Source organism: Xenorhabdus sp. PB61.4 (genome assembly GCF_963894935.1).
GTDB lineage: Bacteria > Pseudomonadota > Gammaproteobacteria > Enterobacterales > Enterobacteriaceae > Xenorhabdus > Xenorhabdus stockiae.
On record NZ_CAWQJR010000112.1, the window covers coordinates 39372 to 63512 of the forward strand.

The 24141-nt window shown below is 41.8% G+C and carries 19 protein-coding genes and 1 other RNA gene; 5 read left to right on the forward strand and 15 right to left on the reverse strand.

The window, feature by feature from the left end; translation table 11 throughout:
* Positions 1-3: 3 nt before the first annotated feature.
* The 3 genes from AACX68_RS06520 (at position 4) to AACX68_RS06530 (ending at position 4516) form a co-directional block, all read left to right on the forward strand.
* Positions 4-3153, forward strand: coding sequence for an efflux RND transporter permease subunit (locus AACX68_RS06520; protein WP_228857814.1), 3150 nt, complete (start codon positions 4-6; stop codon positions 3151-3153).
* A 744-nt stretch (positions 3154-3897) separates the two neighbouring features.
* Entirely contained in the window at positions 3898-4266 is a 369-nt protein-coding gene (tomB, locus tag AACX68_RS06525) for an Hha toxicity modulator TomB (protein WP_099111573.1), read from the forward strand.
* Positions 4267-4312: 46 nt separating this feature from the next.
* The gene (locus AACX68_RS06530; RefSeq protein ID WP_010845060.1) at positions 4313-4516 is read left to right on the forward strand and encodes an HHA domain-containing protein; all 204 of its coding nucleotides are present in this window, start codon (positions 4313-4315) and stop codon (positions 4514-4516) included.
* A gap of 126 nt (positions 4517-4642) precedes the next feature.
* On the opposite strand, the gene ffs is transcribed toward AACX68_RS06530, so the two are convergent.
* The 6 genes from ffs to AACX68_RS06560 all read right to left on the reverse strand — a co-directional run bounded on the left by ffs (position 4643) and on the right by AACX68_RS06560 (position 11385).
* An RNA gene (ffs, locus tag AACX68_RS06535) (signal recognition particle sRNA small type) lies at positions 4643-4739 on the reverse strand.
* 775 nt (positions 4740-5514) lie between these two features.
* Complete coding sequence (gene amtB, locus AACX68_RS06540) at positions 5515-6795, reverse strand: ammonium transporter AmtB (protein ID WP_228857815.1); 1281 nt, start codon at positions 6793-6795, stop codon at positions 5515-5517.
* A 14-nt stretch (positions 6796-6809) separates the two neighbouring features.
* Entirely contained in the window at positions 6810-7148 is a 339-nt protein-coding gene (glnK, locus tag AACX68_RS06545) for a P-II family nitrogen regulator (RefSeq protein WP_099123909.1), read from the reverse strand.
* A gap of 181 nt (positions 7149-7329) precedes the next feature.
* Positions 7330-9123 carry a SmdB family multidrug efflux ABC transporter permease/ATP-binding protein gene (locus AACX68_RS06550; protein ID WP_304957233.1) on the reverse strand — a complete coding sequence of 598 codons (1794 nt, stop codon included), beginning with the start codon at positions 9121-9123 and terminating at the stop codon, positions 7330-7332.
* Positions 9107-10855 (reverse strand): SmdA family multidrug ABC transporter permease/ATP-binding protein, encoded by a 1749-nt coding sequence (locus tag AACX68_RS06555; RefSeq protein ID WP_228857816.1) that lies wholly within the window; start codon positions 10853-10855, stop codon positions 9107-9109. Before AACX68_RS06555 ends, AACX68_RS06550 begins: the two co-directional genes overlap by 17 nt.
* A gap of 68 nt (positions 10856-10923) precedes the next feature.
* On the reverse strand, positions 10924-11385 hold the full coding sequence (locus AACX68_RS06560; protein WP_099122221.1) for an Lrp/AsnC family transcriptional regulator: 462 nt from the start codon (positions 11383-11385) through the stop codon (positions 10924-10926).
* 121 nt (positions 11386-11506) lie between these two features.
* Here AACX68_RS06560 and AACX68_RS06565 point away from each other — a divergent pair, with 121 nt between their 5' ends.
* Together AACX68_RS06565 and queC are read left to right on the forward strand one after the other, a co-directional pair.
* Positions 11507-12559, forward strand: coding sequence for a PLP-dependent cysteine synthase family protein (locus AACX68_RS06565; RefSeq protein ID WP_228857817.1), 1053 nt, complete (start codon positions 11507-11509; stop codon positions 12557-12559).
* Between the two features lie 32 nt (positions 12560-12591).
* The gene (gene queC, locus AACX68_RS06570) at positions 12592-13290 is read left to right on the forward strand and encodes a 7-cyano-7-deazaguanine synthase QueC (protein ID WP_228857818.1); all 699 of its coding nucleotides are present in this window, start codon (positions 12592-12594) and stop codon (positions 13288-13290) included.
* 42 nt (positions 13291-13332) lie between these two features.
* Here the strand turns inward: queC and AACX68_RS06575 are convergent, their stop codons facing one another.
* From AACX68_RS06575 to bolA, 9 genes are all read right to left on the reverse strand, one after another.
* A complete protein-coding gene (locus AACX68_RS06575) occupies positions 13333-13743 on the reverse strand; it encodes an acyl-CoA thioesterase (protein WP_228857819.1) in 411 nt (136 codons plus the stop codon).
* A gap of 146 nt (positions 13744-13889) precedes the next feature.
* On the reverse strand, positions 13890-14267 hold the full coding sequence (locus AACX68_RS06580) for a ComEA family DNA-binding protein (protein ID WP_339389299.1): 378 nt from the start codon (positions 14265-14267) through the stop codon (positions 13890-13892).
* 147 nt (positions 14268-14414) lie between these two features.
* Entirely contained in the window at positions 14415-16280 is a 1866-nt protein-coding gene (gene ppiD / locus AACX68_RS06585) for a peptidylprolyl isomerase (RefSeq protein WP_228857821.1), read from the reverse strand.
* Between the two features lie 226 nt (positions 16281-16506).
* A complete protein-coding gene (gene hupB / locus AACX68_RS06590; protein WP_153043670.1) occupies positions 16507-16782 on the reverse strand; it encodes a nucleoid-associated protein HU-beta in 276 nt (91 codons plus the stop codon).
* A 240-nt stretch (positions 16783-17022) separates the two neighbouring features.
* Positions 17023-19377, reverse strand: a complete 2355-nt coding sequence (gene lon / locus AACX68_RS06595) for an endopeptidase La (protein WP_228857822.1) — start codon at positions 19375-19377, stop codon at positions 17023-17025.
* Between the two features lie 208 nt (positions 19378-19585).
* Positions 19586-20857 (reverse strand): ATP-dependent protease ATP-binding subunit ClpX, encoded by a 1272-nt coding sequence (clpX, locus tag AACX68_RS06600; RefSeq protein WP_228857823.1) that lies wholly within the window; start codon positions 20855-20857, stop codon positions 19586-19588.
* A 144-nt stretch (positions 20858-21001) separates the two neighbouring features.
* Positions 21002-21625 (reverse strand): ATP-dependent Clp endopeptidase proteolytic subunit ClpP, encoded by a 624-nt coding sequence (gene clpP / locus AACX68_RS06605; RefSeq protein WP_086955403.1) that lies wholly within the window; start codon positions 21623-21625, stop codon positions 21002-21004.
* A gap of 259 nt (positions 21626-21884) precedes the next feature.
* Positions 21885-23189: a trigger factor gene (gene tig / locus AACX68_RS06610; protein WP_099111559.1), complete on the reverse strand. Its 1305-nt coding sequence runs from the start codon at positions 23187-23189 to the stop codon at positions 21885-21887.
* A gap of 490 nt (positions 23190-23679) precedes the next feature.
* Positions 23680-23997: a transcriptional regulator BolA gene (bolA, locus tag AACX68_RS06615; RefSeq protein WP_228857824.1), complete on the reverse strand. Its 318-nt coding sequence runs from the start codon at positions 23995-23997 to the stop codon at positions 23680-23682.
* Positions 23998-24141: the final 144 nt, after the last annotated feature.

Sequence of the window (24141 nt, forward strand, 5' to 3'; positions counted from 1 at the left end):
TTCATGCCTAAGTTTTTTATAGAACGACCAATCTTTGCATGGGTAATTGCGATTATCACCATGCTTGCTGGTCTGTTGGCGATAATGAAATTACCTGTGGAGCAATATCCTGCCATTGCTCCTCCATCGATTGTTATTTCGGCTACTTATCCGGGTGCTGACGCAATAACGTTACAGAATACAGTCACTCAGGTTATCGAGCAAAATATGAATGGTATCGATAACCTGGTGTATATGTCTTCCAACAGCGACTCAGCAGGCCGTACTAGTATCACTCTTACTTTTGAAGCAGAAACCAATGCTGATACAGCTCAGGTTCAGGTACAAAATAAACTACAGCAGGCGCTCCCTCTGTTACCTCAGGAAGTTCAACAGCAAGGTGTTAGCGTTGAGAAGACAACCAGCTCATTTTTAATGGTTGCGGGTTTCATTTCTGAGAATAATACCATGTCTCAGGAGGACATTTCCGATTACGTTGGAGCCAATGTCAAAGATTCCCTGAGCCGCGTGGCTGGAGTGGGTGAAGCCATGCTTCTTGGTACGCAGTATGCCATGCGTATCTGGCTCGATCCCGATAAACTGGTCAACTATAAAATGACTGCGCTGGATGTCATGAAGAGCATCAAGGAGCAGAATAATCAGGTTGCTGCCGGACAATTAGGGGCAACGCCTTCTGTTCCCGGTCAGCGTCTGAATGTTTCTATTATTGCCCAGACTCGCCTGAGCTCTCCTGAGCAGTTTAGTCGGATCCTGCTGCGTGTTACTCCTGATGGTTCCAAAATCACTCTGGCTGATGTTGCCACTGTTGAACTCGGTGCCCAGCACTATAGTTTTCTTGCCCGATTTAATGGTAAACCGGCATCAGGTATAGGTATCAAATTAGCAACAGGTGCCAACGCGCTGGATACTTCTAAAGCCGTCAAGAAAGCACTGTCAGAGATGCAGCCTTACTTTCCGCATGGCTTAAATGTTGTGTACCCATATGACACCACCCCTTTCGTTAAGATTTCTATTTTCGAAGTGGTGAAAACACTGATAGAAGCTATCCTGTTGGTATTTGTTGTCATGTACCTGTTCCTGCAAAACTTCCGGGCTACACTGATCCCAACCATTGCTGTTCCGGTCGTATTGCTGGGTACATTTGCTGTTCTGGCTGCATTTGGTTATTCCATCAATACATTAACCATGTTCGCTATGGTATTAGCCATCGGTCTGCTCGTTGATGACGCAATCGTCGTAGTAGAAAACGTCGAACGCGTCATGCAGGAAGAAGGGCTTTCACCAAAAGAAGCAACAAAAAGATCAATGGGACAGATCCAGAGTGCTTTGGTCGGTATCGCGCTGGTTCTTTCCGCAGTATTTGTTCCGATGGCCTTCTTTGGTGGCGCAACAGGGGCAATCTATCGCCAGTTCTCCATCACCATCGTTTCGGCAATGATCTTGTCTGTATTTGTTGCCCTGATCCTGACACCAGCACTTTGTGCAACAATGCTTAAGCCGATTGCCAAAGGCAGCCACGGTATTCAGACAGGTTTCTTTGGCTGGTTTAACCGTTTATTCGAAAAAAGCACTCATCATTATACTGACAGTGTCGGGCGTATGCTGCGCGGTACAAGGCGTTATCTGCTGATTTATGTCATGCTCATCGCAGGAACGGCTTTGTTATTCATTCGTATCCCGGCATCTTTCCTGCCAGAAGAAGATCAGGGTGTATTGCTGGCAATGGTTCAGTTACCTCCCGGCTCGACTCAGGAGCAAACACAGAAGGTACTGAATGAAATTAATGATTACTTCCATACCAATGAAAAAGACGTTGTTCAGTCTGTATTTACCTTAAACGGCTTTGGGTTTGCCGGTCAGGGGCAAAATATGGGGCTGGCGTTTGTCAGCTTAAAAGACTGGGATGAACGTAAGAAAGACAAAGATAAGGTCCCGGCAATTGTAAACCGAGCTAATATTCGTTTTTCACAAATTAAAGAAGGGATGGTATTCGCATTTAACATTCCATCTATCGTGGAATTAGGCTCTGCCAGTGGTTTTGACTTCCAGTTAATTGATAAAGGAAATCTTGGGCATGAAGCACTGACAAATGCTCGTAATCAATTACTGGGCATGGCAGCTCAAAATTCAGATGTACTGACCGGTGTGCGTCCTAATGGTCAGAATGATACGCCTCAATACCGCTTCTACATTGATCAGGAAAAAGCAGAAGCACAGGGTGTCTCCATCAATGACATTAATATCACGCTCAGTACAATGTTTGGCGGTACTTATGTGAATGACTTTATTGATCGGGGTCGTATTAAGCAGGTCTACGTTCAGGCTGATGCCCGTTTCCGTATGCTGCCAAAAGATATTGCCAAATTATATGTCCGTAACCTCTACGGTGAAATGGTGCCATTTTCTACATTCATGGATACTACCAAAGAACCGTGGATCTACGGTCCTCCGCGCCTTGAACGCTATAACGGATTACCATCCATGGAAATTGTTGGTGAAGCTGTACTTGGAAAAAGTACTGGTGAGGCAATGGCTCTGATGGAAAAACTCGCGTCACAATTGCCGGCAGGTATTGGCTATGACTGGACTGGAATGTCCTATCAGGAACGACTTTCAGGTAATCAGGCTCCGGCTTTATATGCCCTGTCTCTGCTTGTGGTATTCCTCTGTCTGGCAGCCCTGTATGAAAGCTGGTCCATACCATTCTCTGTAATGTTGGTTGTTCCATTAGGTGTTATTGGTGCATTACTAGCAACCTTTATGCGTGGCATGGATAATGACGTCTACTTTAAAGTTGGTTTGCTGACAACGATCGGCCTGTCTGCAAAAAATGCCATCCTTATCGTTGAATTCGCCAAGGACTTGATGGAAAAAGACGGCAAGGGGCTCATTGAATCAACGATGGAAGCAGTCAGAATGCGCTTACGCCCTATTCTGATGACATCTCTGGCTTTCATGTTAGGTGTCATGCCTCTGGTACTGAGCAACGGTGCAGGCTCCGGTGCTCAGAATGCCGTAGGAACTGGCGTACTGGGAGGAATGATTGCAGCGACATCTCTGGCAATTTACTTCGTTCCTGTATTCTTCGTTGTGATTAAACGCCGTTTTAACAAGAAAAATGAGGATACTGAACACATTTCATCTTCTCATTAAATTCAATAAATAACTTTAAAGGCCACTCCGGTGGCCTTTAATATTGGAAAAATGGCATTAGATGAAAAATTTTTTTACTGATATTTCAACAAAAGACAAACACTCTTACAGTAAGCAAAATAAATATTTATAAAAAATACCTTACATTTAAAAGTGATACCTTTACGTTTTTTATAATAAAGGGAAGATAAGTCGGGAACTTAGCATCTTTTTCTTCTGATTAGCCATTTAATGATAAAAAATGTTCCCCCACGCTGATGACATATGCAATAATGGCATCATATTCATTTTTAACGCTGCAATACAATTCATATATAGGCCAAACCCAAGTTGCAAGCATAAAGCCGGCTTATAAACACTATGGTAGATAACTATGTGTAAAACGCGATGTAAGTAAGTACAGCTAACAGCGCAGCCAGCAAAAAAGTAGCAATTTGAAAGAAGGTAGGTATATAATGATTTGCGTACCTATTGCTATAACATCCACTATATTAGTATAATTCAATATATTCAATGATACATGGCTTATACCCACCTTTTTAGCTGATAGCTAGCCTTTGGCTGAAGCCAGAGGTAAATTGGCAATCATTTAAATGAACTGGTGGTGAACAGAAAAACAGAGTTTTATTATTAATAAATAATAATCATGTTTTGATAGGCTTAATTTTAAAAGAACGACTATAATAATTGATATGTATAAGCCTTAGATCAAATAAGCCGTGCGTTGTTTACGGGAGGGTGTTTATGGATGAATATTCACCAAGAAGACATGATATTGCTGAATTAAAGTACTTATGTGAAAATTTAATTCACGAAGCATTTTCAGTGTTGAATCGCACTGATAATCATTGGATCAATGATCTGACTTCCGAAAAAAACTTAAGACTAAACGAATTGATTGAGCACATTACGGCGTTTGTCTGGAGTTTTAAAATTAAATATACTGATAACTACAACCTCAGTACCTTAATTGATAAATATCTGGATGAAACATATAATTTGTTTGGTAGTGATAAGATAAGCTTTGTTGAACTAACAAACTGGCAAAGAACAAACGAACACTTAACGAGTATTCTACTACATGATTTGAACGCTTCTTTAAGCAAAATCTGATAAATATATTCTTAACCATTTTTATACCAAATAAGATAAGGCGACCATGACTAAAACTGACTATCTGATGCGTTTGAGAAAATGCACCTCTATTGAAACGCTGGAACGTGTAATTGAAAAAAACAAATATGAGCTTTCGGACGATGAGCTGGAATTGTTCTATTCCGCAGCTGACCACCGCCTGGCTGAACTGACCATGAATAAACTCTATGACAAAATCCCATCGTCTGTCTGGAAATTTGTTCGATAATACGTTGTCGTGATCAGATAGGAAGTAGTGAAGGCCGGTAACTATTATCGGCTCCCCATATATTGGTTATTTCTTGATTAAACTGAATATGGGATGAGAATAGCGGACCGAAAAAATGGGTGAGGGCTCTATCAGCGACATCCCAGCACACACATCCCCTGCTATGGCTGCTTCTTTCCAGATCTGACCAAGTTAACAAGTTAGCATTGCGGGAGAACCAATAGAGCCCTCATTGACGTTTGCTTTCAACTTCAAAGCGGCGCTCATTATCTTGCATACTATTAAAAATAGCAAGCCACTCTAGTCTAAATGTCTATTTATTAGACATAACACAGGCCCAGAGACAATTCATTTATTTGACTGAGCCGCATTACCATGATGTTAATTGCAGACTCTACACAAGAGCCAGAGCGGTTATGTACCTTTTCTATACCCAATGAATTTTGAAGTTCATCAATGGTGACCAAAGAGCCCCCCTACAACATAAATAACCGAACTGTATGTTGATACCAGAGTAAATGCCACCAACAAAAGAGGCAACCAGGAAAGGTGGAGAGTATAATTCATGAAAATTATAATCATGCTCTTAATTAAAATAACAAATAAAATAGTTTAATAAGATTACTCACTAGCGGCTTTCTATTTAAATAGATTTAATCAACACCATATTAAAAAAATGATATTTAAAGAATTACACTTAAAAAATTATTGCTCAGGCACAGTAAAACAATCATTAAACTAAATAACCAACCAATAAAAATGACTAATACGACTATAAGTGTAACAATCAATAAATAAATAAATTCGGTAACATAAAATATCAATTTAAAATTATGTATATCAATGGATTTCATCAGTGTTTCGGTAGCAAGGGAAAGAAGAGCTAACCGGAACCAACCAGAGGCTGGCCTCCGGTGAGAGGCTTAATCCTCTAATTAGTCTCTGGAAACGTCGTAGACAGCTGTATGTTTAAAAAACGGTAGTGGGAAAGCAACACATCAATTGTAGGCACTTTCTCCATGTGCAGTAATATCTAACCCTTCTCTTTCTGATTCAATACTGATGCGTAACCCGATTACCTTATCAGCAATCTTGAATGAGAGATAAGCGGCTACAGCTGACCAGACAACACACACCAAGATACTAACCGACTGTACACCAACCTGCTTCAGCATCGTCATACCTTCCGAAAACCCGGTCCCACCCAAAGTAGACGCAGTAAAAATACTCGTTAATAAACAACCAATAATGCCACATACGCCATGAACACCAAAGACATCACAGACATCATCGACACGCAACCAGCGTTTTAATACAACAACACCCCATAAACCAGTGATACCAGCGATTACACCAATCACCAGAGCTCCCCCAATGCCAACAGTCGCAGCTGCGGGGGTTATGGCAACAAGCCCGGCAATACAGCCAGAGCATGCACCTAAAAGAGAGGGTTTATTGCGGAATACCCATTCTGAAAAAACCCATGACAACACGGCTCCTGCCGTTGCTGCCATTGTATTCACAAGTGCCAATGCTGCAATAGCATTTACCGCTCCAGCCGAGCCAACATTAAATCCAAACCAACCAATATAAAGGATCGCCGTGCCAATAAAAGTCATAGGCAGGTTATGCGGTTTAAAGGATTCCTTGCCAAACCCTGAGCGTTTCCCTAGTAAGTAAGCACCAACTAAACCCGCAACAGCGGCGTTAATATGCACAACTGTTCCACCAGCAAAATCCAGAGCTCCATCCTGAGCCAGCCAGCCACCACCCCACACCATATGAACCATAGGAATATAAGAAGCAGTAAACCACAATACTATGAAAATCAGTAACGCAGAAAAACGGACTCTTTCACACAAGGCTCCAACAATTAAAGCCACAGTTATACAGCCAAATGCCCCCTGAAAAACGACATAAATTAATTGATAGAAACTACCACTTAAATCAGTAATAGATATATCTTTCAGCATAATTTGCTTAAACCCACCGAAAAAAGGGTTTCCAGCTTCAAAAGAAAGACTATAACCATAAATAATCCAAAGAACCCAAACGAGTGAAAAACTGACAATCACTTGTGACATCAATGACAAAACATTCTTACGGCGCAACAATCCACCATAAAATAAAGCAATACCGGGTATAGTCATAAAAATCACAAGGATTGTATTTATCAGCATAAATACAGTATCAGCTTTATCTACCGAATTTCCCGCCGCAAAAGCATAGGAAGGAACTCCAGCCACAAGGCTGGCCATAATTAATTGCTGTTTTCTCATTTCTCTTCCCCCATTCACAATGCCGCGTCATTAACTTCACCTGTCCTAATCCTGACGGCATGCTGTAATTCAAAAACAAAGATCTTGCCATCACCCATTTTTCCCGTGAAAGCAGCCTGCTTTATCACATGAATAATTTCTTCTACTCGTTCATCATGAGTGGCAATATCAAGTTTTACTTTTGGTAGGAAGTTGACACTGTACTCAGCTCCCCGATAAAGCTCTGAATGACCTTTTTGACGACCAAAGCCCTTTACTTCAGTAATTGTCATGCCCTGTATGCCTATATCTGAAAGAGCTTCCCTTACCTCTTCTAATTTAAAGGGCTTAATGATGGTAGTGATCAACTTCATATCTCCCCCGCTTTTTATCTGTACTTATCAAATAGTATTTACAAAAATGAATTACAGGAGATAGTTGCAAAGGGAATGCCAAAAATTAAAAATCTTTTTTAGTCATTGGGTTATAAATGAATTGTGTTAAAAGAAGATGTAAGAACGGGAGCAACCTGTTCAGCCACTCCCGATATGCACACTAAATGTGCAGAGGTTCGTTTAATGTTTCGCCTACTTGTTGCAGCTGATACATCTGGTAATAACGGCCACGCCTTTCCAGTAGCTGTTGATGCTGCCCCTGCTCTACAATTGCACCACGATGCAGCACAAATATGGAATCAGCCTCAACAATCGTTGAAAGACGATGCGCTATAACTACCAAGGTTGTCTGTTTGCGGATCATCCGTAATGCCTGTTGAACGGATTGTTCTGTTCCTGAATCAATATTTGCTGTCGCTTCATCCAGAATCAGAATTTGTGGTGTTTGCACCAAGACCCGGGCCATTGCTAAAAGTTGCTTTTGCCCGGCAGAAAGCGTATTTCCCTGCTCTCCCAGTCTTGAATAAATACCTTCCGGTAATTTACGTACAAACTCCGCCAGTTGCACCACTTCCAGTACCTGCCAAACTTTTTCCTCACAAATATCTCGTCCTAACGTGATATTATCGAAAAATGAGGTAGCCAGAATAACAGGATCCTGCTGAACCATTGCCACACCATTGCGCAAGGTGGTATGGGAAAGAGAAGATACCGACCGCCCATCAAGATAAATTTCACCACTTTGCCATGGGTAATACCCCATCAACAAATTAGCCAGTGTACTTTTACCACTGCCAGTATGCCCAACTAAAGCAATAAAACCCCGTGATGGTACATGCAGATTGATATTACCTAACACAACTTTGTCATTACGATAAGCAAAGCTTAAATTTTCAACATCAATTCTGCCACTCTCTAGAATCTGTTTATCAACACCATACTGCTGCTGAGGGCTATCCATTAATTCAAAAACGCGTTCACCTGAAACCACCGCCTGCTGTAATAACGACTGCTGCGCTGTCAGTTCAATCAGTGGCTCATTCAAGCGTCCAAGGTAACTGATAAATGCATACAATACCCCTACCCCAATAAACTCTGTTCCCTGAAAACCAAACAACAGTAATAAACCACACAATACTGCAGCAGAAAACAGGCTCAACAAAGGCCTTAACAGAACGCCATCCAAGCGCAATGCTTGCATTCGCGCCTGATAGTGAGCCCGGTTAGTAGCAAACAATTTCTCACCAAAGCGCGCCTGCTGACGAAACTGCTGGATGACAGTCATACCATTAATGGCTTCATTAAAAACATTATTGATGTCAGCAAGGTACCCTCTTACCCGACGAATAATAGGCGTACTGAAACGCTGATAAAGTATCATGACAAGAAAAACAGCAGGGAAAATAGTCAGCGCAACACTCGCCATACGCCAGTCTAAAAAGAACATTGCCATTAGCATTGCACCAATCAGTGCAACGCTGCGAAAAACCGTAGGAATGACATTCACAAACAGATCTTTGATAACTTCCGTATCATTCGTCACACGGGAAATTAACTGCCCGACAGGTTGGTTATCAAAAGTACTTAGCGGCTGACGCAGAGCTGAATCCATAACATCTGTTCGAATTTGCTGCACGACTCCTACTGATGCCTGATTAAACAGTAGAGATTGGAAATAATGTAACGCAGCAGCCACCACCTGTAATATCAAAAATACAACCGCAAGGCCACTGGCAATACCAAGCGGGATATGGCCAGTTGAAACCATATTATCGATAAAATAACTGATGAGCATTGGACCACTGACTTCTGCCAGAGCAGCTACCCATAACATAATTACAGCCAGAACAATGGGCTTACGATGATTTTTACTGTAAGACAACAGGCGCTTTAAAGATGGCCAGAGTTTGCGTGTATTAGGCTTTTCCATACCAGTGTTACTCATATTCACCATCCAATGCAGCTTCAAGTTGTTGGTATTGGTACATTTCTGAATACCAACCAGATTGTGCAATGAGCTGTTTATGTTGCCCCTGTTGAGAAATCATACCATTTTGCATAACCAGAACATTATCAGCTTCTACTAAAGCAGATAATCGATGCGCACTGATAATAACAGTTCGCTGCTGCCGCCATTGACTGAGGTTTTTCATGATCTGATGCTCAGTCTGACCATCTACAGCAGAAAGGGCATCATCCAGAATCAAAATTTCTGCATCTAATAGAAGTGCTCTTGCGATAGAAATACGTTGCTTTTGACCACCAGAAAGCATCACACCCCGTTCTCCGACTTCTGTTTGATAACCTTGTGGTAACCGCAGAATATCATCATGAACATTTGCTAAACGGGCAACTTCCTCAATTTGTTCTTGAGTAGCATCTGGACGCCCTAAAGCAATATTCCCTGCAACCGTATCTGAAAACAAAAAAGGTGTCTGGTTCACAACAGCCAGTCGTGAGCGCCATTCATCCATCCTCAATGTAGAAACATTTTGGGACTGGAATAGAATTTCACCATCAGTAATATCAAACTGACGTTGCAATACAGCGAGTAATGTACTTTTTCCTGACCCAGTGGGCCCACAAATGCCTAATAATTGCCCCGGCAATAACTGAAAATAGATATTCTGCAAAACAGGTTCACTATAACCGGGATAAATAAAGGTGTTGATATCCGCAGTTAATGTACCACGCACCGCAGATAAGGAGTGTGAACCGTCTTCAATCACCAAAGGCTCCTGTAACAGACTGAGAATACGCGTATATGCCGCACTACCACGCTCAACAATGTTGAACATCCATGCCAGCGCCAACATAGGCCAAATCATCAACCCTAAGTACATGACAAAGCTTGTCAGCTCCCCCAGTGTCAGAGAACCATTTACTACCATCCAGCTTCCTCCACCGACTGCCAGTAAGTTAGAAAAACCGATGGCAATAAAGATAGTGGGATCAAAACGAGCATCCACCCGTGCAACACGCATATTTTTGCGGCCAGCTTCGGTGGCGACTTCTTCAAACTGACTGGATTGTAGATCTTCCAATCCAAAAGCTTTGATCATGCGAATACTGGTTAAACTTTCCTGAGCATGGTTATTCAGTGCAGAAAAAGCACCTTGGGCTAATTTAAAACGATGGTGAAGCTGTTGACCGTACCGTTTAATTACTAATGCCATAATAGGCATAGGTAACAATGATAATAGAGTCAATTGCCAGCTTATCTCTACGCTCATCACAATAAGTACAGCGCATCCCATGACTAAGGCATCAACGAAAGTAAGTACTCCCTCACCTGCTGCAAAAACAACTCTATCCACGTCATTTGTTGATCGGGCAATTAAATCCCCCGTTCTGTGACGTAAATAAAATTCCGGATCCTGACGGCTCAATCTCTGGTAAAAATCACTACGCAGCTTAACAGCCAAACGATAGGAGGCTCCAAATAACCATACCCGCCAAACGTATCGCAGACCATATATAGTTATCGCTATAACGAGCATAATGCCTATCCACATCAATAACTGATTGGATGACATTGTTTTGGTACTGACTCCATCAACAATAATTCCAACCAGACGTGGAGGAATTAATTGCAATATCGCAACCATCACAAGAAAAATAATGGCTCCTAAATAGCGGCGCCATTCACTAAGAAAATACCAACGTAATTGAGAAAATAATCTCACAAAACTATTCCCGAGGTAAAAAATGAAAGGATCAGCGCCCACTTCACCAAAGAGATTTTAGTCATTGTCTAATCTGGTATAGGTAACGCCGTTGTATATTTTATTTTTTCCATTGCAAAGTTTGAGGTTACATCTATCAAGCCAGGTATCCCATTAACCATGCGTTTGTAGAATCGATCATAACTTTTCATATCAACAACTTCTACATGCATTAAATAATCATATTCTCCAGCCATACGATAGAACGTTAAAACCTCCGGCATCTCTTTAACAAAAGTAACAAACTGCTCGTACCACTCACTACTGTGTTGCTGAGTTTTTATCATGACAATAACTGTCAGGCCTAATCCAAGCTTCTCTCCATTAAGCAACGCAACTTTTCCAACGATATATCCTTCATCTTCAAGCCTTTTAAGACGTTTCCAGCAAGGTGTAGAAGTCAAATTAACGGCTTCTGCCAGCGTATTCAAGGACAGACTACAGTCCTGTTGGAGCAGCTTTAATAGCTTGCGGTCTGTTTTATCTAACATACCTATATCCTGTAGAAAATTTTCCTAAAAATAAAGTACAGCTTCAAAAAGATAACAACCTATTTCTCCAAATGTAAGAGTATTCTATACATTGAAAATATATTTTACCCAGGGTCAATTTATGTCATCTTTATGGGCTGCTAATGCCATAAAATCTATTCAAGCTGATTATCAACGTAGTGCTGATACCCATCTAATTAAACTCAATCTACCCATGTTTCCTGGGATTGATCTGTATCTTAAAGATGAAAGTACTCATCCTACCGGTAGCCTTAAACACCGACTGGCTCGCTCACTTTTCCTTTATGCACTCAGTAATGGCTGGATAGATGAAGGAACCCCCATTATTGAAGCTTCATCCGGCAGCACCGCTGTTTCTGAAGCTTACTTTGCCCGTTTACTTGGACTGCCTTTTATTGCAGTAATGCCTACCTGCACCGCTAAACGCAAAATTCAGGAAATAGAATTTTACGGTGGAAAATGTCACTTTGTAGAACATTCAGCCCTGATTTATGAAGAGTCAGAACGTCTGGCAAAAGAATTGAATGGCCATTATATGGATCAATTCACTTATGCTGAACGCGCAACTGACTGGCGAGGTAACAATAACATTGCCGAAAGCATTTTCCGCCAGATGAAATTAGAGCCCTTTCCTGAACCAACTTATATTGTGATGGGAGCAGGAACTGGCGGAACCTCCGCAACACTGGGCCGTTATATGCGCTATCAGGGACACTCTACCAAGCTTATTGTTGTTGATCCTGAAAACTCCGTTTTCTATGATTGCTACCAACAGAATTGCCGACAAATCCGTAGCAGTACCAGCAGTAGAATCGAAGGTATTGGACGCCCTCGCGCTGAACCTTCTTTTATACCCGATGTAATCAATGACATGATGCAAGTTCCTGATTGTGCGTCTATCGCTACTATCCACTGGCTGGAAAAACTCATTGGCAGAAAAACAGGTGCCTCAACAGGAACTAATGTCTGGGGAGCTTTACAGTTAGCCAAGCAAATGCATGATAACAACCAGCAAGGTTCAATCGTAACTTTGTTATGTGATAGCGGCGAACGCTACCTTGATACCTATTACAATCCCGACTGGGTAAAAAATAATATCGGTGACCTCACGCAATATCTCACACAACTACCCAAATTAAATAGTTATGAGTAACATACCTCCTTCAATTTAAAAAGGTAGGTATCATGAAACGAGCCGTTGTTGTATTCAGTGGTGGGCAAGATTCCACCACTTGCTTAATTCAGGCACTCCGCCAATATGATGAAGTCCATTGTGTCACTTTTGACTATGGTCAACGCCACCGTGCTGAGATTGATGTTGCCAGCCGCATCAGTAAAGAGCTTGGTGCAGCCGCCCATAAGGTACTTGATGTTACTTTATTGAATGAGCTTGCAGTCAGCAGCCTGACAAGAGATAACATTCCTGTACCCGATTTTAGTGAAAGCGAAAAAAATGGCCTACCAAATACGTTTGTTCCTGGCCGCAATATACTGTTCTTAACTCTGGCTGCAATTTATGCATATCAGGTTGAAGCTGAAGCCGTTATTACTGGCGTTTGTGAAACTGATTTTTCCGGTTACCCTGACTGCCGTGATGAGTTTGTCAAATCCCTGAACAATGCAGTCTGTCTTGGCATCGCTCGCAATATACGCTTTGAAACTCCCTTAATGTGGCTCAACAAAGCGGAAACCTGGGCGTTAGCGGATTATTACCAAAAACTGGACTTTGTTCGTTCTCAGACTCTCACTTGCTATAACGGTATCCAGGGTGATGGCTGTAGTGAGTGCGCAGCCTGCCATCTTCGTGCTAACGGATTAAATGTTTATTTAAATAATGCCGAGTCGACAATGGCAGAAATGAAATCCAAAACACAACTGAACTAATACAAATAATTCAGTCTATCAGTGGGAGATACCAAATATCTCTCACTTTACTGTTTCATTTTTAAACTCATTTAATCTTTCGCGTAATTCACCTTCAAGCACTAACGTTTGTTGTGTCTTTAAATCAACGCAAACAAATGTACTCAAAGCATCAGCGATAATCCTGTTATCACCTTTACGTATAATTTTCTGAAAAAAAGTACCACTTTTGTTACGTAATTCCTGCATGGATGAATGTACTTCCAATTCATCTCCTAACACGGCTGGATGACGATAGTTAATATTAATATTGGCTATAATAAAAGCAATTTTATTATTATTTAACCACTGTAACGTGTCACTGTCGGAAAGCAAATCCCAACGAGCAGCCTCCATAAACTCTAAGTAACGCCCATTATTTACATGTTGGAAAACATCAATATGATAACCTCTGACTTTGATAATTGTACTCATTACTCTTTTCCTCAAACTCATCTGACCAGAAAGTGATTAACAATAGCAGAACATTTTAATTACAATATTGTTTAATCAATGATTCTTGATCAGTATCACAGCCCCCTTGATAAAATCATTTGTGTATTTACCAAGAAGGCTTTTAATCAGTGGATTAATTTATCTCGATTTTTTTCTATAAATGCTGGACCAATACCTTGCACTTCCTGTAGCTGCTCAATGGCTGTAAATGAGCCATATTTTTCACGATACTCAATAATTGCCTGTGCTTTTTTGGCACCAACACCATTAAGTTCTTTGGCTAATTGTTCAGCACTCGCTGTATTGATATTGACTTTGCCTGAAAGCGTTTTTTCTTCCTTGTTATTTAATTCACTTTTTTCAGCCGTTATCTTATGAGGATCAGTTGGTTGAAGCTGTGCCGTTTTATTAACAAGCTCTTCTGCTGCAACAGCATAAGACAATGGCATACTAATACCCAGAATAAGAACAAATGAATTAAATAGTCCCTTTAGATACTTCATAAAAATTCCTCCATGTTTTGTTGACGGATAAAAGAGTGCCATAACAAAATTTCAACACAACAGGGAAGATCCAGATATGCGAAAGGCCACGAAAGTGGCCTTTTTCAATTACTATTTTGCAAGAGAAATTGCGAATAGCATCGCAATTTAATCAATTTGCCCTAATTTAATCTCAGCGTTATCACGCAAATTATTGATCAGGGATTCAAACATAGTATTGCTAATCTGATACTGCTCCATCATCATTGCCTGTTTAATCTGCTCTTCCGAAATAGAGCCCGGAATGACTTTATCTAATTGAATCAGAACAGCATTACCAACTCCATCATACGCTAACCCATATACAGGCTTACCGTCTTTAGGGTGAGGCAGCGTAAATAATACATCAGTAACCGGACTGGTTTTGCGTGCCATTACCGTTGGTTCACCAAACTGAATTCCTGCCGTTTTCAGTGCTTGATCGCCCTTGCCTGCTTTTAATGCTGTAAGCAGGTTTTCACTATCAACCTGTAACTGTTTTTCAGCTTTCTGACGTTTAACTAACTCAGTCACCTCAGTTTTGGCTTCTTCAAATGGCAAAATAGATTCAGGTTTAACCTCATCAACGCGAATGATAAAGGCCCTGTCACCATCAACAGATATCACGTCAGAATTGGTTCCTGAAGGGCTTTTATCATCAACCAAATTACCAAAGAAAATAGCCTGAACGACCTGACTGAAATTGATATCTGCCGGAACGTGGTCTCTATCAAACCAGTCTGTAGTGACTGCTTTATAACCTGCCGCCTGCTCTGCCGCTGCTAAAGACTCATTATCATTGGCTGCAGCTTCACTCACTTTTCTCTGTAATGCATAAAATGCATCAATCGCTTTTTCCTGCTTAACCGTTTTCTCTATGGCTGAGCGCTCATCAGCAAGTGGCTTCACTACCTGAGGCTTAATATCATCCAGACGGAAAACTGCATAACCATTAGACAATTTTATAACAGCAGAAAGTTGCCCTTTTTCTGTTAAATGAGCTGATTTGATTTCGTCAGGTGAGGAGCTCTCTTCCATCCAACCAAGATCCCCTCCTTGTTTAGCAGAATATTTATCTGTTGATTTTTCTTCTGCTAATTTGCTGAAATCAGCCCCTTTTTTCAATTCATCCAGAACCGATTTTGCATCAGTTTCAGATGCCAGCTGGATAAGACTGTATTTCTTTCTTTCTGGCTGCGTATATTTTGACAGGTTGTTTTTATAGTACTTTTCAATATCAGCATCAGTCACGGTAACATTTTTCAGTTCATCCGCAGCATCCATCTTGATGTAGCTGATTTTGACTTTCTCAGGAACAGTGAAATGCTTACTGTTCATATTGTAGTAATTTTTCAGCTCTTGATCTGTCACAGACTGCTGTGCTTCGATTGATTTCAGTTCAAGAGTTGCCAGACGAGCCGTTCTTTCCTGTAGCGATAACTGCGCAAGCTGTTTAATTTCTGCTGGTAAAGCAATTTCGGTACTCATTAATATTGTACGCAACTGGCGGGAAATCAGATCCTGCCGAATCTGCTCCGCATAATTATCCGGATTCAGGCCAGCGTTTGTGAGCACCTGTAAATATTTTTCGTTATCAAATTTACCGTCAGTCTGGAAATAACGCTGCTTACGGATTTCTTCCTTTACCTGTTCGTCGCTAGCTGATAGTCCCAGCTTATTTGCATATTGTTCAAGCAAAACGGTATTGATAATACTGTCCAATGACTGGCGCTTCAAAGCTCTCACTTCCTGCTCATTACTTAACAGGGCAGAGAATTGATCCCCCAGCCTTTCTTGTAGTGACATTTTATCTTGTTGAAATACCTGCTCTAACTGAGCACGACTAATGGTTTGACCATTCACTTTGGCAGCATAATTACCGCCTTCACTTGACAGGTAGCCTGTTAAACCCGTCACCAAAAAGGTCAGGATAATTAGAGCCAACACGATTTTAAGCACTGGGCCATTTGCCGCTGTGCGTAGGTTGTCCATCATAAAGACGTAAAACTCCGCTTTAGTGAAAAAGAAACTGCCATATTACGCTAATTCGAACGCTAAGAGAAAAAAAGCGCATCAATCAAGTGACGCGCTTATATTTTTAACCTACAGATCCAGCCAGTCAGTTCAATCTGTACGGTACTTACAAACGACAGCTTTGTTTGACAACATCTTGAACCCATAGGGTATAACTGTAATGGTAAATAAGGTGGCTATTTAACAATTACCCGTTAACAGCATCTTTTAAGCCTTTTCCGGCACGGAAAGCAGGTACATTTGCTGCTGCGATTTTGATTTCTTTGCCTGTCTGAGGGTTACGTCCTATGCGAGCGGCCCGCTCACGTACAGTAAATGTCCCAAACCCTACCAAAACGACATCATCACCGCCTTTCAATGCTCCAGAAACTGAAGAAATGAATGCATCTACTACACGCCCGGCTGCTGCTTTAGAGATATTCACATCAGCAGCAATTTTGTCGATCAGTTGTGACTTATTCACGCTTATCATCCCCATTTAGTTTTGCTATCGTAACAAACGCCTATTTATAACGGCTAACACGACAGTCTTGCCGTTATATCAATCAATTCCAGTATTAGCAAGAAATCATAGAACAGCAAAATATTTAATCAGATCTTTAGATTAAGATAACTTAATGAGACAAAAAAAGGCTGGCAAGCCTGAATTAGCTTACCAACCTTATTTTCATACAGTGTCTTGATTCAGCTCACTATTTTTGTACTACTTTAATGATATCACCTCTGCACCAAATGCAGGCTCCTGCAAAGCAATAGTCAAAACATCTTCTATACGCTTAACAGGGTGGATTTCCAAATCCTGAATTACGTTCTGAGGAATTTCTTCCAAATCGCGTTTATTCTCATCAGGGATGATGACCGTTTTAATTCCGCCACGATGAGCAGCCAGCAATTTTTCTTTCAAACCACCAATAGGCAGAACGAGCCCACGCAGAGTAATTTCACCAGTCATCGCCACATTGGCATTAACCGGATTACCAGTCAGGCAGGAAACCAACGCTGTACACATTGCGATACCTGCACTCGGGCCATCTTTAGGTGTTGCGCCCTCAGGGACATGAACGTGAATATCGCGCTTTTCGTGGAAATCAGAACTGATGCCCAGCTTATCCGCGCGAGCCCGGACTACTGTCAATGCAGCCTGAATGGATTCCTGCATAACTTCACCCAACGAACCGGTGTAAGTCAATTTACCTTTACCCGGAACACTGGCTGTTTCCACGGTCAGTAGATCACCACCAACTTCAGTCCATGCAAGCCCGGTTACCTGACCAACACGGTTTTCAGTGTCAGCACGACCATAATCCACTTTCTGAACACCCAGATAATTTTTCAGGTTTTCAGCATTGATCTCGATATGCTTAAGCGCTTTATCCATCAACAATGCTTTAACCGCCTTACGACACAGTTTGGAAATTTCACGCTCCAGACTACGCACACCAGCTTCACGGGTGTAATAACGGATAATGCCGAGAATCGCACCATCATCGATGGTCAGTTCACCTTTTTTCAATGCATTGCGTTCAATCTGTTTAGGTAACAAATGACGCTTGGCAATATTCAGTTTTTCGTCTTCGGTGTAACCTGACAAGCGGATCACTTCCATACGATCCAGCAAAGGTGCCGGAATATTCATGGAATTGGATGTCGCCACAAACATCACATCAGACAGATCATAATCCACTTCAAGATAATGATCGTTAAATGTCACGTTCTGTTCAGGATCAAGGACTTCCAGCAAAGCCGATGCTGGATCACCGCGCATATCAGACGACATTTTGTCAATTTCATCTAACAGGAACAGTGGGTTTTTAACCCCGATTTTAGACATTTTCTGGATTAACTTACCCGGCATTGAGCCGATGTAAGTACGGCGATGTCCACGTATTTCTGCTTCATCACGTACTCCACCCAGTGCCATGCGGACGTATTTACGGCCAGTTGCACGAGCAATAGAACGCCCCAATGAGGTTTTACCCACACCCGGAGGCCCAACCAGACATAGTATTGGCCCCTTGATTTTACTGACACGACTTTGTACCGCCAGATATTCAAGGATACGTTCTTTAACTCGTTCCAGGCCGTAATGATCGGTGTCCAGTATTTCCTGGGCTTTCACCAAATCTTTTTTCACTTTGCTGCGTGCGTTCCACGGAACCTGCACTATCCAGTCAATGTAGCTACGCACAACTGTCGCTTCCGCTGACATTGGGGACATCATTTTTAATTTTTGCAGCTCAGCTTCTGCTTTTTCCCGCGCCTCTTTAGGCATCTTGGCATTTTCGATCTTACGTTTCAGCGTCTCATATTCGTCAGGTGCATCATCCATCTCACCTAATTCTTTCTGAATCGCCTTCATTTGCTCATTCAGGTAGTATTCGCGCTGGCTTTTTTCCATCTGTTTTTTAACGCGATTACGAATTCGTTTTTCTACCTGTAGCAGATCGATTTCTGATTCCATCATTGCAATCAGATATTCAATGCGCTCAACAACATCAGACATTTCTAAAACAGCCTGTTTGTCATTGATTTTTAACGGCATGTGAGCAGCAATGGTATCAGCCAGTTTTGCGGCATCTTCAATACTGTGTAGTGATGTCAGCACTTCCGGCGGGATTTTTTTATTCAGTTTGATATAGCCTTCAAACTGATTAATCGCGGTTCTTACCAGAACTTCCTGCTCGCGCTCATCAACGATCGGGGAGTCCTGATATTCAACCTGCGCATAAAAGTATTCACCGTTATCTGTCAGTGTTGTAATGCGGGCACGCTGCAAGCCTTCAACCAGAACCTTCACTGTGCCATCTGGTAATTTCAGCATCTGTAGAACAGAAGCCACTGTGCCTACCGAGAATAGATCATTGACTCCCGGTTCATCAGTGGATGCTTCTTTCTGCGCTACCAACATGACCTGTTTGTCATGATCCATTGCTGCTTCCAGACAATGAATCGACTTCTCTCGCCCAACAAACAGAGGGATCACCATATGTGGGTAAACCACTACATCGCGCAAAGGCAATACAGGGATTTCTATGCGTTCGGAACGCTCAGGATTCATAGAGCTCTCTCTTCGTTTAGCTTTCGCCAGTTTTTAGGAATCTCGTGAAACACGGTTTTCACGAGTTTCACTTCAAAGAATATAAAATATATGGGGACAGGAATCCGACATTCAATAGCCTGAGTCTGCAAAAAGCAAAATGAGGGAGAATCCCTCATTTTATTTTTTCAATGCGAATTGATGGCCGGTACTTCTTACCCTATTTTCATCACTCACCAGAAACTTGAGCATCCGGTTTGCTATATATCAATAATGGTGCGGATTTATCTTCAACAACCGTCTCATCAACGACAACTTTTTCTACATGTTCCATTGATGGGAGATCGTACATTGTGTCCAATAAAACACCTTCCACAATTGAGCGAAGACCACGAGCACCCGTTTTACGCACCATTGCTTTTTTAGCAATCGCTGTCAGAGCTTCTTTTCTGAACTCCAGCTCAACGCCTTCCAGATTAAATAAAGCCTGATACTGTTTTGTCAACGCGTTTTTTGGCTCTTGCAGAATCTGGATTAAAGCTTCTTCATTAAGTTCACCCAGCGTTGCCACAACCGGCAGACGGCCAATGAACTCAGGAATCAAGCCGAATTTGATTAAATCTTCCGGTTCAACCTGAGCAAGCAATTCACCTTCAGTTGCTTTCTCTGATTCACCTTTAACTGTAGCACTAAAACCTATTCCAGAGCTGACATTCAAACGCTGGCTAACAACCTTGCTCAACCCGGCAAACGCGCCGCCACAAATAAACAGAATTTTAGATGTATCAACCTGAAGGAACTCCTGCTGTGGATGCTTACGACCACCCTGAGGAGGAACAGCTGCTACTGTGCCTTCAATCAGTTTCAACAGTGCCTGCTGAACGCCTTCACCTGACACATCACGTGTTATTGAAGGATTATCAGATTTGCGGGAGATTTTATCTATTTCATCAATATAAACGATACCACGCTGCGCTTTCTGTACATCGTAGTCACATTTTTGCAAAAGCTTTTGAATAATGTTTTCTACGTCTTCCCCAACATAACCTGCTTCAGTCAGGGTCGTAGCATCAGCCATAGTAAATGGTACATCTAAATAACGGGCAAGTGTTTCTGCCAGCAAAGTTTTACCGCTACCAGTTGGCCCGATTAGCAGAATATTACTTTTGCCTAATTCCACACCGTTATTAGTATCCCCATTACGCAGGCGCTTATAATGGTTATAAACGGCTACCGCTAGTACTTTTTTCGCCATTTCCTGACCGATGACATAATCATCCAGATGTTGGCGAATTTCATGAGGGGTAGGCAATGTACTACGCTCACGATGTGGTACTAGCTCTTTAATTTCTTCGCGAATGATATCATTACATAAATCGACACATTCATCGCAGATATACACTGACGGGCCAGCTATTAATTTCCGGACTTCATGTTGGCTTTTCCCGCAGAAAGAGCAATACAGCAGCTTTCCTGAACCGTCTTTGCGCTTATCTGTCATCAGTCAACCTCACTTTATGAGCTGTTATCCCAGTCTATCTGGCATAACAGAAAAAACGCTGTCATTACTCCGCATAATCAGGTGATTGTACAAAAATTCACCTTTAAATTATAGTGTTGGAGTAATAAATTAATTATCAATAAATTAGTTGCGCTGGGTGAATATGCTATCAACCAATCCGTATTCTACGGCTTCCCCGGCTGATAAGAAACGATCACGTTCTGTATCTTCGACTATCTTCTCAAGCGATTGCCCCGTATGTTTTGCCATCAATTCATTCATACGTGCTTTAACTTTGAGTATTTCCTGCGCATGGATTTCAATATCTGTTGCCTGCCCCTGAAATCCACCTAATGGCTGATGGATCATCACTCTGGAATTTGGCAAACAGAAACGTTTCCCTTTTGCACCAGCTGTTAACAAGAACGCTCCCATTGAGCAGGCTTGCCCCATACAAATAGTACTCACATCTGGCTTAATAAATTGCATGGTGTCATAAATAGACATACCAGCTGTGATAACCCCACCCGGCGAGTTGATATATAAGTGAATGTCTTTTTCTGGGTTTTCTGCTTCCAGGAAGAGCATCTGAGCGACAATTAAATTCGCCATATGGTCTTCTACCTGACCCGTCAGAAAAATAATTCGATCTTTTAATAAGCGGGAATAAATATCAAATGCACGTTCCCCACGTGCTGTCTGTTCAACCACCATCGGCACCAAAGACATGTTAGGTGCATATTGATCTTGCTTGCCACTGTATGACATTTCCGTCTCCTAATAGAACTCACGCTGGTGCCATTCATAACTGATTCTACTTGAGATAAGCGATGATGACCATGATCCAAAGTTAACTAACAGAGGGCTTCCCTCTATAAAAAGTAGTAAGCCATTACATAATAGTAAGAAAGGATATGAGGTTAAATCTGTTTTTTTCAAGAACAATAAAAAAAACCCGCAAGCTTCGCCTGCGGGTTTGCATTACTGAGAGAAGAATTCATCATCTCAGGTAATCAATAAATGAAACTTATGCCATTTGATTCTGATTCATCAGATCATTAAAGCCAGTTTCTTTCTCAGAAACTTTCGCTTTGCTCAGAACCAATTCAACAGCTTGCTCTTCCAGAGCAACGTTGCGGATGTTGTTCATCATTTCTTTGTTTTTGCTATAGTATTCAACGACTTCTTTTGGATCTTCATAGGCAGAAGCCATTTCTTCGATCAGCGCGTTAACACGCTCATCATCAACTTTCAGCTCATTGCTGCTGATAACTTCACCTAACAGCAGACCAACAACTACACGGCGTTTTGCCTGCTCTTCGAACAGCTCACGAGGCAGTTCCAGAGCCTGCGCTTCATTACCACCGAAACGCTGTGCCGCCTGACGACGCAGTACATCAACTTCACCATCAATAGCCGCAGCAGGAACGTCGATTTCGTTAGCCTTAACCAGACCATCCAGAACCTGAGTTTTAATGCGGTTACGTACTGCATTTTTCAGTTCACGTTCCATGTTTTTACGAACTTCTGCACGCAGACCATCAACTGTCGCTTCGGTAATACCAAAACGCTTGATGAACTCTTCAGTCAGTTCTGGCAGTTCACGCTGTTCAACTTTCTTCAGGTTAATTGCGAATTTCGCCGCTTTACCTTTCAGGTTTTCAGCATGGTAATCTTCAGGGAAAGTCACATCGATAGTGAATTCGTCTCCCGCTTTATGACCAACAACACCCTCTTCGAAACCCGGGATCATGCGGCCTTGGCCCATTGCCAGAACGAAGTCTGTTGCTTTACCGCCTTCGAACTCTTCCCCGTCAACAGAGCCATTAAAATCTACAGTTACGCGATCTTCTGCAGCTGCTGCTTCATCGGTTTCTTTCCAGTCAGCCTGTTGTTTACGCAGAGTTTCCAGCATAGTGTCAACATCTGCATCTTTTACTTCAACAACTGGTTTTTCAACTTCGATTTCTTCCAGACCTTTCAGTTCGATTTCTGGATATACTTCGAATTCAACTGCGTAAACGAAGTCTTCGCCATCTTTAAACTGCTCTGGTTTGTAGCTTGGTGCACCGGCTGGATTAATTTTATTCTCAATGATCGCATTGATGAAATTACGCTGCATCAGATCACCCAGTACATCCTGCAGGACAGAGGCGCCATAACGCTGCTGAACGATTTTCATAGGTACTTTACCTTTACGGAAACCGTCAATACGTACTTTTTTCGCTACATTAACCAGCTCACTGTTAACTGCTTTTTCAATGTCGGCAGCAGGAACGGTGATTGACACACGACGCCCTAGGCCTTGAGTTGTTTCAACAGAAACTTGCATCTTGTTACCTCAAAAAAATCATAGTGCTCGGTCAACTTCAGAATGGTACAACACCTAATACGGGCAAATTGCAGCACTCTTCAAGAACCGGGGTGGTCGCATTTAAAAACCGAGAATCCCTGTGATCAGAAGCGCCCCGAAACTATTGTAAAAATTTAGACGCAGCATTATAGCGATGCAGACAGGATGAGTCGAGAATTGCTGGCAAAAGCGTGCAATATTCGTTGACTTATGTGATAAGCATTGCTCAATAACCACATCATGCCTTTGGTTATTCGATATGAATATCCTCATGGACTTCAAGATAGAGCGCGGTTGCAAGAATATTTCCTCGGTTACATCATGCATTATGTAACCGGATGGGCATGCATAACCAGCAACGCTATAACTTAAAATAACGGGTATAAACAAAAATACAGCCCGAAGGCTGTAGTTTAACGTGAAAACCAAATTAATTAAAAAGTAAGTACAAGCTCTCTACTCTGTAAAATCATGAAGTCGTCGCCGTTCCTCCCCGGCATGCTGGCGAGTTCAGAACAGTATCTTCCAATTCCATCCACTCTTTTTCTGTATATGTGTGAAGTGCCAGAGCATGTACTCCTCCAGCCATCTCATTAGCCAGGGTGCTGTATATTGAGCGATGACGGTTAAGCATCCTCTGATCAATAAATGCATTACTGATTACAATGATTTTAAAATGGCTTTCAGAACCTGCTGGTACATTATGACGATAACTTTCATCAATAACTTCCAGATGAGAAGGCTTAAATGCCGCCCGTAACTTTGTTTCTATTTCCTGACGAACCATCTCATTCTCCTTAGTCACCAAAGGTTATTAATCAACCATATATTGATTTTAGTTTATTTCCCGCGATTTATAGGATTCAAACATCTAATTATCTTAAACCAAATGCATTTTGTTTATTTCCCTATATCTTTCAATTAGTAAGCA